We start from the raw sequence: 13,391 nt of genomic DNA, 5'->3' as shown, positions 1-13,391 counted from the left end.
TTTATAACGGCTGATAAAAGCCGGGTATTATAGTAGCGCCCATTATAATTACTTGTGCATTGCAATTGTTACAGATAATTATGCGTACCTTGCGCACTTTAATAAATAAAATAATGCAAAAAGAAGGAACAGTAAAATTTTTTAATGAAACAAAAGGATTCGGATTTATTACACCAAACAGTGGTGGTCAGGATGTATTTGTTCATTCAACAGGTCTAATCGATGAAATCCGTGAAAACGATAAAGTTGAGTTCGAAGTAGAGAACGGCAGAAAAGGCCTTAATGCGGTAAATGTAAAAGTTATTTAATTATAATATTTTCTAGACGTATTCAAAAACATCCGCCCAATGGGCGGATGTTTTTTTTTGCCTCACCGCGGCCCTCTCCAAAGGAGAGGGAGTGATTTGCAGGGTGCAATTAACGTTATTATTACACTTGCTAAACATAGAGTGCAATTTTAAATACATATTAAAGCCCCCTCTCACTTCGAAAGGAGTTGGATTGAAGCTTGGCACTGTTGTTGTATTAATTATAACAGCAACACAAATGAACAATATTATGAAAGATCAATCAAAACTTATAGCAGCCTTATTAGTAGGTGCAGCCGCAGGAGCGGTATTAGGATTATTATTTGCACCGGATAGTGGTGAAAGCACAAGAGGCAGTTTAGCTGGTTATGCGGATGATTTAACCGGCAAAGCAAAAGATAAGGCCCGTACTGCATCTGACAGTTTAAAAGACTATGGCAGTAACTTAGTAGACCGGGTTAAATCAAAATACAGCGATGCTGTTAATGATTTGTATAACTACAGAGACGGCGTATCAGACGAGATCAGATCGAAAGTAAATGATGTTGCTGATGATGCCCGTAATCATGTTGAAAAAACAAAATCAAAAGTAAAAAGCGCATCTGATGATGTGAATGATTCTATTCAACAAGCTTAAAATGCATTATTGTTCAATAGAACGGTAATCAACATAAAAACAAAAAAAAAGACTGCCTTAAATAAGGCAGTCTTTTTTTTTGTTTTTATGTTGGTAATAATTTTTTATGAATTAAAAAAAATAATGTTATATATTTAACACATGTCATTGATTTGTTAGATACAAATAATAACACACCCGGTAACTGCTAAGTACCGACAAACCATTATAAATTATAAAAGTATTAAAGGAAGCTGTTAGCGTTATTGCTGTGCATTTTCCCCGGTATCCATACTGGGATTTATGCACTATTTTTCATAGTAAACTACTGTTTCATGAAAGGAATGACTATTATACTTAATATTAGAACCCCTATATGTTAAAAATTTACGTAGCTATTTGCTGTATTGCTATTTTATCCGGGTGTGGCCGTTCAGACAAGGATAATTCAAATATCGCGACAGAAAAACCACTCTTTACATTACTGGATTCTTCTAAAACAGGTGTTTTGTTTAATAATCAGATCACAGAAGATTTTAACAAAAATATTTTAAACTATCAGGCCTTCTATAATGGCGGTGGTATAGCCGTTGGCGATATTAACGGCGATGGCTTAGAAGACATATATTTTTCGGGTAATATGACTCCGAATAAATTGTATCTAAATCGTGGTAATATGAAGTTTGATGATATTACCGACCAAGCTGGCGTAGCAGGACGAGACGACGGCTGGAAGAACGGTGTAAATATGGTTGACGTTAACGGTGATGGTAAATTAGACATTTACCAATGCTATTCTGGCAAAGGCGACGGCGATAGCCGTAAGAATCAGCTTTTTATTAATCAGGGTTTGGATTCGCGTGGTGTACCAATATTTAAAGACGAAGCAGAATCGTACGGCCTCGCCGATTCGTCGTATAGTACCCAATCTTACTTTTTCGATTATGACGGTGACGGCGACCTCGATCTTCTTTTGGTAAATGAAAACATCAAGGCATTGCATGATATGGATGATGCCGTCATTCAGAAATTAAAAAACTCAGTAGATCCGCAGGCGTGCTCAAAATTGTATAGAAATGATAACGGCCATTTTAAAGATGTAACCAAAGAAGCCGGGCTAGATATGTCGACGCTTTCTTTTGGCTTAAGTGCCGCTATTGCCGATATCAATTGTGACGGCTTGCTGGATATTTATTTATCCAACGACTTCTCTATCCCAGATAAGATGTATATCAACAATGGCGACGGCACTTTTACTGATAAAATGCGCAACACGGTTGATCATATTAGCTTTTTTTCGATGGGTAACAGTATAACAGATGTTAACAATGACGGCCTTCCTGATATTTTCACCCTTGATATGCTTCCCGAAGATAATAAAAGGCAAAAACTACTGTCAAGTGTGGACAATTATGAAGCCTTTAATATTAACTTACGCAATGGTTTTTATTACCAATATATGCGCAATATGTTGCATATTAACAATGGCAATGGTACATTTAGTGAGATAGGCCAGTTGGCCGGTATTTCAAATACAGATTGGAGCTGGGCACCTCTATTTGCCGATTATGATAACGACGGATGGAAAGACCTGTATGTTACAAACGGTTACATGCGCGATTTTACCAACATGGACGTTATCAAGTTCAATGAAAGTTATTTTGCGAGCATTAATGGCGAAATAGAACCCAGGCACGTATTAGACATGCTAAGTAACATGCCTTCGTCCGACGTTAAAAACTACATCTTTAAAAATAACGGGGGGCTTAATTTTACCAATAAAGGGGTTGCCTGGGGCGTTAACATTCCATCAAACAGTAATGGCGCAGTTTATAGTGACCTGGACAATGATGGGAATCTGGATCTGGTGATAAACAACATCAATCGCTCTGCGTTTATATATAAAAACATGGGCAATCCAGCTAACCATTACCTCAACGTAAAGTTAGTTGGAGCCGGCAAAAACACTGGTGGTATAGGCGCATTAGTAACCGTGTTTAATAACGGCAGGCAACAAGTTATTGAAGAAATGCCCTCAGCGGGGTACTTGTCGTCAGTATCTGCACAGCTGCATTTTGGTTTGGGCGGTGATAAAAAAATTGACTCAGTAAGGGTAGTATGGGTTGGTGGCAAACAACAGGTTATAAAAAATGTGCCAGCTAATCAACTAATAACATTAAGGCAAAGCGAAGCTACAACTACCTATCAAAAACCTGCGGCGGTACCGCCAGTATTCAAAGAGATATCATCGCCGCTAACATCAACACAGCAGCCTAATGAGATAAACGATTTTAAGCGCCAGCCGCAACTGGTTAACCCGCTTTCATTTGTGGGTCCGTGTATGGCCAAGGGCGATGTAAACGGTGATGGGCTGGAAGATGTATATATTGGCGGCGATGGTAAAGAGGCCGGTACATTGTTTATACAACAACGTGGTGGTAAGTATATTAAAAACCAGCAGCCCTTTGTGGCCGACAAAGAAAGCCAGGATGCCGACGCGGTATTTTTTGATGCCAACGGCGATGGGCATATTGATTTATATGTGGTAAGCGGTGGCTATGCTAATTTTAAAGATGCCGATCCACTATTTCAGGACAGGCTATACCTTAATGACGGTAAAGGAAACATGGTAAAGGCTACGGGTGCTTTACCCGCAATGCTGGTAAGTAAGAGCTGCGCGCGCGTTGGCGACTTTAACGGCGACGGCAAACCCGACCTGTTTGTAGGCGGCCGTAACTCTGGTTCAAGGTACCCCGAACCGCCTAAGAGTTTCATGCTTATTAATGATGGCAAGGGGCATTTTACAGATCAGATCAAAAGCATTGCTCCGGATCTGGAATATATCGGCATGGTGACCGACGCGGCAGTGATTGATATGAATGCCGATAAAAAACAAGACCTGGTATTGGTGGGCGACTGGCTGCCCATTAGTGTTTTCTTAAATCAGGGAGGCAAACTAAAAAACCACACCGATCAATATTTTGATAAGCAATACACGGGTTGGTGGAATAGCTTAAAGGTAGAGGATTTTAATGGCGATGGTAAACCAGACCTGGTAGTAGGCAACCTGGGGCTTAACAGTCAATGTAAAGTAAGCGACTCCGAACCTGCCGAACTTTACTATAAAGATTTTGATGATAACGGTGCGATAGACCCCATACTTTGCTTTTATGTTATGGGCAAAAGTTACCCCTACCTTACCAGGGATGAACTGTTAGACCAGATGAGCATTATGCGTGGCCGTTTCTCTGATTATAAAAGCTATGCCGATGCCGGTATTAATGATGTGTTTACCGCCGATGAAATACGGGGAGCCAAAATATTAAAAACCAATTATTTAGCAACGGCTTATTTTGAAAGCACAGCGAGCGGCAAATTCAAAGAGAAAGCATTGCCTGTGCAGGCCCAGTATTCGCCGGTTTACACCATTACCACACTTGATTATGACGGTGATGGACATAAAGATCTTTTGCTTTGCGGCAATATCTATCAATCGCGTATTCGTTTTGGGCGATACGATGCCAACCATGGTATATTGTTTAAAGGCGATGGCAAAGGCGGGTTTAAGTACGTGCCTGAGCAGCAAAGCGGCTTAAAACTAAAAGGCGATGTCAGAAGTGTGATCACTGTCAACAATACTTTGTTTGTAGGTATCAATCAGCAAAAAATGAGAGCTTTTAAGTTTAAAAAAAGTAAATTATAACCTATATAAAAATTATACACAATTGAAACGATTAATAATTTACACTGCTTTACTTAGCTGCTTGTTTGCCTGTAAAAAACACCAAAGCTATCCGCAGTTAAGTAATAAAGACATTGCTAAAGTATTGGATAATATGACAAAGTTCATGATCCATGATGTTACTAATCCGCCGTTAGCTGCACGGTTTTATTCGTATGCCTGCATTTCGGGCTATACAGTACTGTCTTTTAATGATAAGAAAGTGTTACCATTAAAGGGGCTTTTAAATAAGTTCCCCGATATTAAAAAACCGCTTGACTCGGGCGAATACTCGCCTCAACTTAGTGCCATATTAGCAATGAGTGGTACTGCTAAAAAAATGCAGCCATCAGGCAGGCTGTTTAAAGATTTCGAAAAACTCTTTTTAGACTCATGCCGCAAAATTGGTTTTAGCGATGATGTTATTGAGCATTCGCAGTCATACGCTAACCAGGTTGTAAAACAGGTGATGTCATATGTTAAATCTGACCGCTATAACCGCATCAGTAATTATCCACGGTATACACCAGTTGGTAAAGAAGGCACGTGGTATCCCACGCCACCCGCTTTCTTTGCACCGGTAGAACCATATTTTAAAACTATCAGGACCTTTATTATTGACAGCTGCTCCCAGTTTAAGCCGGTACTACCGGTACCTTTTTCAAAAGACAAGAATTCGGCCTTCTTTAAAATGTTGAAAGGTAATTATATAGATGGCGCCTCGGGCCTTACCCCAGAGCATAGAATTATTGCCGGATTTTGGGATTGTAATCCGTTTGCTATAAAAAACGAAGGCCATTTAATGGTAGGTATGAAAAAAATATCGCCGGGGGCGCATTGGATGGGTATAACCGGCATAGCTTGCCAGCAGTCTAAATTAAACTTCTCTAAATCGATGGAAATTTATAGTATGGTAGCATTTGGGCTTACCGACAGTTTTATAGGCTGTTGGGATGAAAAGTACAGAAGCAATAGGATAAGGCCTGAAACTGCGATACGTAAACTGATAGACCCCAACTGGAAACCGATGCTTCAAACCCCGCCATTTCCCGAATATCCGAGCGGGCATAGCTGCATCTCGGCCACATCATCTATTATTTTAACCTATTATTTTGGTCCTGATTACAAATTTACTGATTCGGTTGAGGAAACTTACGGATTAACTCCGCGTAACTTTACCTCTTTCAAACAAGCGGCTGCAGAAGCAGCCATGAGCCGTTATTGGGGCGGCATCCACTTTATGGATGGCAATACCAACGGCGTAGCTTTGGGGCAAGGTGTGGGCAACTTTATAGTTACTAAGCTTAAGGGCCATAATATGGTACCGGTGATGTGAGTATCATAAAATTGGCAATAACAAAATAGGCTACCTTCAAAAGGCAGCCTATTTTGTTTGTATATAAATTTTAAACTTTTTTATCCTTTAAAGGTATTTTGATTTATAATTTACCTAATTCTTGAACAAGGTCGATCAATTTGTTTGAGTAACCCCACTCGTTATCATACCATGATACAACTTTAACAAAGTTGTCATTTAAAGCTATACCCGCTTTAGCATCAAATATTGATGTGCGTGGATCACCTTTAAAATCTTCAGATACTACGTCATCTTCGGTATAACCTAAAATTCCTTTTAAGTCGCCTTCTGATGCTGTTTTCATAGCTGCTTTAATTTGCTCATAAGAAGCACCTTTTTTCAAACGTACTGTTAAATCAACAACTGATACGTCGGCAACCGGAACACGGAAAGACATACCTGTTAATTTACCTTTTAACTCAGGCAATACCAAAGTTACCGCTTTAGCAGCACCAGTTGATGAAGGGATGATGTTTTGGTAAGCACCACGGCCACCTCTCCAATCTTTAGCCGATGGGCTATCAACCGTTTTTTGAGTAGCAGTAACCGCGTGTACAGTGGTCATTAAACCTTCTTCAATACCGAAGCTATCATTTAACACTTTAGCAATTGGCGCCAAACAGTTAGTGGTACATGATGCATTTGATACGATAGTATGCGCGGCAGTTAAACTTTTATGGTTAACACCCATTACAAACGTAGGGGTATCGTCTTTTGCCGGAGCGCTCATAACAACTTTTTTAGCGCCTGCGTCAATATGTTTTTGTGCTGATTCTAATGTCAAAAATAAACCGGTCGATTCGATAACTATTTCTGCACCTATTTCACCCCATTTAAGATTAGCAGGGTCTTTCTCTGCAGTTACACGTATAGTTTTACCGTTTACAACCAAATGTCCGCCTTCAACAGCAATTGTGCCTTTAAAAGGACCGTGAGTTGAATCGTATTTTAACATGTAAGCCATGTAATCAGGCTCAACAAGGTCATTTATACCAACAACTTCAATGTCTGATCTTTCAATTGCAGCTCTGAATGCCAGGCGGCCAATACGGCCGAAACCGTTAATTCCTATTTTCATGATTTTTTTAATTTTTATTTGAATAATACGTTAATAGATTGTTTATAGGTTCTTTTATAATGCCCGCTATTTCAAGCCCGGCTTCGGCAGTCGTCTCCCGCAGGTAATCCTGGAAAGCGAAAGCTACCGAGCCTTCAAAATGTAAATACGCTTGCGGGTATTGCTTATGTAAAGGTAACAAGTATGTGGTTATAAGTCTATTAAATCCGTCTTTTATGACGTTTTTAAGATATTCATCGCCATCGTTCTCTATATAAAACTCGCTGAACGAGCTTAAATATAAGGCGGTTTGTTTTTGACGATAGACTTTTTCCAGTAGCGTTTTACGGTCGGCCTCATATTTATGCACAAACTTTTTCCGCAGGTTTTCGGGTAGCGTTTCGTTCATGAAAGCCTTTATCAACTGTTTGCCCAACCAGTTACCTGATCCTTCGTCAGCCAAAATATAGCCTAAACCATAGTTATTAGGTTTAACCTTGCGGCCATCATACCAGGCCGCGTTTGATCCGCTGCCGCAGATACCGATAATGCCCGGCGTGTTGCGGCAACAGGCAATAGCTGCGCCCTCAATATCATGCGATACAGTTACCTTACCAAATTTAAAAAATGTGGAAAGTGCATTATGCACTATAGCCTGCAACTCTTTTGATGATGAACCGGCACCAAAAAAATAAATACGCTTTATTTCTTCGGCATGATGTATCAAATTAATGTTTTTGTTGAGTAGTTGTATGATGTGTTTCTCATCAATAAAATAGGGATTGATACCATTTGTTTTAAAGGACGCAATAGTTCTTCCTTTATCTGAAAGTCGCCAGTCAGCATGATTTGATCCGCTATATACAACCGCGATCATTATATGGAAAGTACCTCCACCATTTGTAACAGATCTGCTTCCAGCTTAAAGTCGTGATGGCTCAATGCCTCATCAAGCGGGGTTAATTTAATATGATTTGCTTCCAACCCAACCATTTTCTGGCTGTGGCCTGCAATTAGCGCGTTAACGGCTGCAAAGCCTAAACGGCTGCCCAATACACGGTCAAAGCTACTTGGCGCGCCACCTCTTTGCAAGTGGCCAAGCACGGTAACTTTTATATCGTAGTTGGTTATCTCTTCTTGAACACGTTTAGCAAGGTCATAAATACCACCGGTTTTATCACCTTCGGCAACAATAACTATGCTGGATGACTTTTTATTGGATTCGCTGTGTTTTAATTGCTTGATCAGGTCATCAATAGCTGTTGATTTCTCGGGCAATAAAATAGCTTCTGCTCCGCATGATATACCGGCACGCAAAGCAATAGCGCCCGAGTCGCGGCCCATCACTTCAACAAAAAATAGACGATCATGCGAGTCGGCAGTATCACGTATTTTATCAATAGCTTCAATAACAGTATTTGTTGCGGTATCAAAACCCAAAGTATAGGTAGAGCCGTACAGGTCATTATCAATTGTGCCCGGTATACCTATTACAGATATATCCGGATACTTTTGCGAAAAACGTAGTGCCCCTGTAAAAGTTCCGTCCCCCCCTATCACTACCAATCCGTCAATACCTTGTGCTTTTATATTTTGGTAGGCGGTTTCCATACCTTCGTCCGTACGGAAAGGCAGGCAACGCGCAGTTTTTAATATAGTTCCGCCTAAATTTAATATGTTACTTACAGAGCGGGTTTCCATATCATACATATCATTCTCGATCATTCCCTTATATCCCTGCTTTATACCAACAACTTGTAATTTGTTATATATAGCCGTACGTACAACCGACCGGATACACGGGTTCATTCCCGGTGCATCACCGCCTGATGTAAGTACCCCAATTTTCGAAATTTTACGCATCTTTTTACCAAAAAAATTTTGCACGAATATAAGGTGTGAAAATTACACCGTTAAATTTATTTTTATTTATTTTTGATGCCTGTAAAGCCTATTAAATTAATAAATTACAAACTTAATTATAACGCCATTTTGGAAGACAAATTACCTTCGTTTGAGTCAGTGTTCTCTATTGACTGTTTAATTTTTGGCTTTGAAGCCGGAGAACTTAAAATACTCTTAATAGAACGTAATGACGAACCTTTTAAAGATTGGTTTGCCTTACCCGGTGATATTGTAAAGCAGGATGAAAGCCTGGATGATGCTGCTGACCGGATACTATATGAACTTACCGGCCTGCGCGATCTGCAGATGAAACAGTTCCACACCTTTGGCGAAGTTAACCGCCACCCGCAAGGGCGAGTGATTACTGTAGGTTATTATGCATTGATACGCATTAACGGGCAAAAAGAATTAAGGCCTGTAACCCAATATGCCCGTAAAGCCGTGTGGCATCCTGTTAACAGCTTACCCAAACTGGCGTTTGACCATACTGAGATATTTAATAACGGCTTTAGCAAAATACGCCGACGTTTAAACCATCAACCCATAGCTTTTGACTTATTGCCCGAAAAATTTACACTTACCCAACTGCAAGGTTTGTACGAAGCTATTTTAAACAAGAAGCTTGACAAACGTAACTTCCGCAAAAAGATGTTAAGCTACGGCTTTTTGAAAGAATTGGTTGAAAAACAAAAAGGCGTATCCTATCGCGCCGCTAAACTGTATAAGTTTGACAAACGCAAATACGCCAAGATATTTCAGAATGAATTGACAGCTTAATTTAGAGTCAAGATACAAGAATCAAGAGCCAAGATTATATTTTGGCTCTTTTTTTGAAAAAAAATCGGCATAAAAAAGAGTCAAGAACTAAAATGGATAACCCATCTTGATTCTTGACTCTTACTTCTTGATTCTCTCTCCCTATACCTCTGAGGCCAGCTCCATGTGGAACTTAACTAAGCTATCTATAGGTGAGCGTATAATGTTACCAACTACCATTCCGTTTTCTGTAGCAACTTCTTCTAAAACATTACGGAAGTTATAACCAACAGAACCAATGCAATTAAAAGTATATTTTTGATAATCGGGATAATGTGTTACCAGGTTCTTGAAAAAATCTTCGAACGAAGTTCTAACCAGGTTACGCGAATATTCAATATGGACATTATTGTCGTAAACAAACTTGCTAAAGCTGGCGCAAAAACGATTTGCTAAAGGTTTGGTATAAACTTGCTCATTCACATCATCAGGTGTTAGTTGAAAAGTCTCCCAAAACAACGCACGTACAGCCTCAGGCATATAACCTCTTATATAATCGGTTAATAATTTTTTGCCTATGTAGCAGCCACTACCTTCATCGCCCAAAATATAAGCGCCCGAATCAATATTGTTTACAATGTCTTTACCATCATAAAGGCAGGTATTGGTACCGGTACCTAATATAGCGGCAAAACCAGCAGTTCTGCCTAGCAATGCACGGGCTGCTGCAAGCAAGTCATGGCCTATATTTACTTTGGCCTTTGTAAAAACCAGGCTCATAGCATCTTCTACCTGTTTGCGTTTGTCGGCAGTCGAGCAACCTGCACCGTAGTAATTTACCTCGGTTATTTTATCTTTTTCAAGATCAATAGGTAAACTTTCATTTAATGAATTAACAATGTACTCAATACTTGAAAAGTAAGGGTTATAGCCCTCTGTATTAAAATACACCTTTTTACCATCCTCGTTTAGTAAACACCAGTTCGTTTTGGTTGAACCGCCGTCAGCAATTATGATCATACCTTTAAGTTTTTTAAAATAGTGGCTAAATGTATAACTTCTTATTGTAATTTAAATACTTGTATCTAAAAAATTATGACCAACCTTATGCTTTATGTTAATATTAGGTTATACTTTTAGCTAAGTTAATAGCCGGTGCAATAAATAAAAGTGAAATTCCTGGTTTATTTTTAGCAGATTTTTGCATCTTTGCACCGCGAAATCCATTCGCGATGGTCCCATAGCTCAGCTGGATAGAGCAACTGATTTCTAATCAGTAGGTCTCAGGTTCGAATCCTGATGGGATCACTTAAGGAAACAACCACTTTTGGTTGTTTCCTTTTTTTATATCCATAAAAATCTCATAGCAAACAGTTAGCATGCAGCGAAAAGTGGTTCGAATTTTATCTTTCTGGTTTTACACCGTTTCTAAATCTGGTCTGTTTTTATGAACTACTGATGGTTTAATTATCGTTTTCAAGATTCGATTTCCACTTAAGGTGCTGTATATAAAAGGTAGTGTGAATTGCATTAATATATTTTTAATAGTTTTGTGCTATGACTGCTAAAACGTTTTATAATAAAATTATAAATAAGATATTACTGCCCGGTTTATTTCTTTTTATTGTTAATATCAGCTGTGCCCAAGTTATGCTGCCTGCCTGTTTTACCGATAATATGGTTTTACAACAACAAACAAAAGTGAACCTTTGGGGTACTGAAACTCCTGGTAAAAACTTTACCATAATAACCTCATGGAACAACAAAACCTATAAAGTTACCGCGGATGCATACGGTAGCTGGGAAATAAAAGCAACCACCCCAATTTACGGCGGACCCTATACAATAACCTTTAATGATGGCAAAATAACGATCTTGAAAAATATTTTGATAGGCGAGGTCTGGGTATGCTCAGGTCAATCAAACATGGAAATGCCGTTAACTGGTTTTTATGGCGATGTGCTGAACCTGAACTATGAGTTGGCTGATGCGGCTAATTACCCCGAAATACGGATGCTGAAAATTGATAATAAAACCAGCTTTACACCACTTTCCAACTTACAAACAAAAGGCGACTGGATGATATGTACCCCAAAAACTGTACGTGATTTCTCTGCTGTCGCCTATTTTTTTGCAAAGAATTTATTCGTAGGTAAGCACATACCTGTGGGTATTATAAATAGCACCTGGGGAGGCACCGTTGCCGAAGCATGGGCCAGTGGCAGCACCTTAAAAACAATGCCTGCCTTTGCTCCATTTGTAAATGCTGTCGAAGGCGGCCTTACGCAACAAAAGCTTGATCTGCAGTATCAAATGGAGGTAAGTGGGTGGATTGATTCTATAAATGCAAAAGACCCGGGCTTTCAACAGGGTAAACTACTTTGGACCGAACCGGGTTTTGACGATTCCGCATGGCAAAAAATGATTCTACCGACTTACTGGGAGCAAGCCCACGTTCCGGGTTATGACGGTACAATGTGGTTCAGGAAAAAGGTCATAATTCCTGCAGCATGGGCCGGCAGGGACTTAAATCTAAACATGGGCGGTATTGATGATTACGATGTTTCTTATTTTAATGGGGTGGAAATCGGGCATACGGAATCTTTTTATTATAAACGCAGCTATACCATACCCGGCAATCTGGTAAAAACCGGCGATAATACTATTGCCATACGTGTTTTTGATAATGGCGGCCTTGGCGGTATAAACAAGGGCCCATTGCAGTTGTCATTAGCCACTGATACCACTGGTCAATTTGATTTAGCAGGCCAATGGTGCTATCACAAAGCCAATATGCTCATGCTATTGCCGCAACCGCCTTCACTTTCAAACAGCCCTAATCGGCCGACACTTATTTATAACGCCATGATAAACCCCATTTTGCCCTATACTATAAAAGGGGTAATCTGGTACCAAGGCGAAAGCAACGCCGACAGGGCCACGCAATACCGCTGGCTGTTCCCTCTGTTAATTAATGATTGGCGACAAAATTGGGGTGAAGGCAATTTCCCGTTTTATTTTGCACAGATAGCAAATTATGCCGCCACCGATCAGCCACCCGCTGCCGACTGGCCTGCCCTGCGCCAAGCCCAGTTAAGCACGCTTAGCATACCTAATACAGGCATGGCTGTGACCATTGATATCGGCGATGCCAACCGTATACACCCACAAAACAAGCAGGAAACCGGCCGCCGACTGGCATTAATAGCACGCGCAAAAACCTACGGCGAAAAGATCCCTTACTCGGGGCCGATTTATAAATCACAGGTAATTAATGGCAACAAGATCGAATTGGAATTTACCCATACCGATAATGGCCTTATTGCAAAAGGTGACACTTTAAAAGGATTTACTATAGCAGGTTCTGATAAAAAATTCCACCCTGCTTGGGCTATTATATCCGGGAATAAAGTCGTAGTCAACAGTGGCGATGTTGCCAACCCTGTAGCAGTGCGGTATGCTTGGGCAAATAACCCGTCTTGCAATTTATATAATGGAGCGAATTTACCAGCCTCACCCTTTCGTACAGATGATTGGTACGATATTTAGATAGGTAAACTTACCAGCACGGCATAAAGACTTATTACAAGATGCTGAATTAGCCTGGAAAAAGATGCAAGACGTGAACGAGTTGCTGCACATTTAAATAATTTGATTCTCGCCAAAAAAAC

General features: G+C 40.0%; 10 protein-coding genes and 1 tRNA gene. 7 read left to right on the top strand and 4 right to left on the bottom strand.

The window, feature by feature from the left end; genetic code table 11:
* The first annotated feature begins 113 nt into the window (after positions 1 to 113).
* The 4 genes from JWQ34_RS03775 (at position 114) to JWQ34_RS03760 (ending at position 5,981) form a co-directional block, all read left to right on the top strand.
* Entirely contained in the window at positions 114 to 308 is a 195-nt protein-coding gene (locus tag JWQ34_RS03775; RefSeq protein ID WP_144916608.1) for a cold-shock protein, read from the top strand.
* Positions 309 to 558: 250 nt separating this feature from the next.
* Entirely contained in the window at positions 559 to 945 is a 387-nt protein-coding gene (locus JWQ34_RS03770) for a YtxH domain-containing protein (protein WP_299354081.1), read from the top strand.
* 355 nt (positions 946 to 1,300) lie between these two features.
* A complete protein-coding gene (locus JWQ34_RS03765) occupies positions 1,301 to 4,627 on the top strand; it encodes a VCBS repeat-containing protein (protein ID WP_299354079.1) in 3,327 nt (1,108 codons plus the stop codon).
* 22 nt (positions 4,628 to 4,649) lie between these two features.
* Complete coding sequence (locus JWQ34_RS03760; RefSeq protein WP_299354076.1) at positions 4,650 to 5,981, top strand: vanadium-dependent haloperoxidase; 1,332 nt, start codon at positions 4,650 to 4,652, stop codon at positions 5,979 to 5,981.
* A 103-nt stretch (positions 5,982 to 6,084) separates the two neighbouring features.
* Here the strand turns inward: JWQ34_RS03760 and gap are convergent, their stop codons facing one another.
* Genes gap through pfkA form a run of 3 tightly spaced genes read right to left on the bottom strand, consistent with a single transcriptional unit; the run spans position 6,085 to position 8,922 of the window.
* Positions 6,085 to 7,080 (bottom strand): type I glyceraldehyde-3-phosphate dehydrogenase, encoded by a 996-nt coding sequence (gene gap / locus JWQ34_RS03755; RefSeq protein WP_299354073.1) that lies wholly within the window; start codon positions 7,078 to 7,080, stop codon positions 6,085 to 6,087.
* A gap of 7 nt (positions 7,081 to 7,087) precedes the next feature.
* The gene (locus JWQ34_RS03750) at positions 7,088 to 7,936 is read right to left on the bottom strand and encodes a hypothetical protein (protein ID WP_299354070.1); all 849 of its coding nucleotides are present in this window, start codon (positions 7,934 to 7,936) and stop codon (positions 7,088 to 7,090) included.
* Positions 7,936 to 8,922, bottom strand: a complete 987-nt coding sequence (gene pfkA, locus JWQ34_RS03745) for a 6-phosphofructokinase (RefSeq protein WP_299354067.1) — start codon at positions 8,920 to 8,922, stop codon at positions 7,936 to 7,938. Before pfkA ends, JWQ34_RS03750 begins: the two co-directional genes overlap by 1 nt.
* Before the next feature lie 129 nt (positions 8,923 to 9,051).
* Between pfkA and JWQ34_RS03740 the strand changes: the two genes are divergently transcribed.
* Complete coding sequence (locus JWQ34_RS03740) at positions 9,052 to 9,741, top strand: NUDIX domain-containing protein (protein ID WP_299354064.1); 690 nt, start codon at positions 9,052 to 9,054, stop codon at positions 9,739 to 9,741.
* A 141-nt stretch (positions 9,742 to 9,882) separates the two neighbouring features.
* On the opposite strand, the gene JWQ34_RS03735 is transcribed toward JWQ34_RS03740, so the two are convergent.
* Complete coding sequence (locus tag JWQ34_RS03735) at positions 9,883 to 10,740, bottom strand: BadF/BadG/BcrA/BcrD ATPase family protein (protein WP_299354061.1); 858 nt, start codon at positions 10,738 to 10,740, stop codon at positions 9,883 to 9,885.
* 214 nt (positions 10,741 to 10,954) lie between these two features.
* Here JWQ34_RS03735 and JWQ34_RS03730 point away from each other — a divergent pair.
* Positions 10,955 to 11,028 (top strand) — tRNA-Arg (locus JWQ34_RS03730).
* A 249-nt stretch (positions 11,029 to 11,277) separates the two neighbouring features.
* Entirely contained in the window at positions 11,278 to 13,269 is a 1,992-nt protein-coding gene (locus JWQ34_RS03725) for a sialate O-acetylesterase (RefSeq protein ID WP_299354058.1), read from the top strand.
* Positions 13,270 to 13,391 lie beyond the last annotated feature (122 nt).

The organism is Mucilaginibacter sp., assembly GCF_028288185.1.
Lineage (GTDB): Bacteria > Bacteroidota > Bacteroidia > Sphingobacteriales > Sphingobacteriaceae > Mucilaginibacter.
This window is presented reverse-complemented; position numbering and strand designations above follow the sequence as displayed.

Bases quoted from the DNA above. Each gene is read 5' to 3' on its own strand.
- JWQ34_RS03775 (WP_144916608.1), top strand. From the start codon at position 114: ATGCAAAAAGAAGGAACAGTAAAATTTTTTAATGAAACAAAAGGATTC.
- JWQ34_RS03770 (WP_299354081.1), top strand. From the start codon at position 559: ATGAAAGATCAATCAAAACTTATAGCAGCCTTATTAGTAGGTGCAGCC.
- JWQ34_RS03765 (WP_299354079.1), top strand. From the start codon at position 1,301: ATGTTAAAAATTTACGTAGCTATTTGCTGTATTGCTATTTTATCCGGG.
- gap (WP_299354073.1), bottom strand. From the start codon at position 7,080: ATGAAAATAGGAATTAACGGTTTCGGCCGTATTGGCCGCCTGGCATTC.
- JWQ34_RS03750 (WP_299354070.1), bottom strand. From the start codon at position 7,936: ATGATCGCGGTTGTATATAGCGGATCAAATCATGCTGACTGGCGACTT.
- pfkA (WP_299354067.1), bottom strand. From the start codon at position 8,922: ATGCGTAAAATTTCGAAAATTGGGGTACTTACATCAGGCGGTGATGCA.
- JWQ34_RS03735 (WP_299354061.1), bottom strand. From the start codon at position 10,740: ATGATCATAATTGCTGACGGCGGTTCAACCAAAACGAACTGGTGTTTA.
- JWQ34_RS03725 (WP_299354058.1), top strand. From the start codon at position 11,278: ATGACTGCTAAAACGTTTTATAATAAAATTATAAATAAGATATTACTG.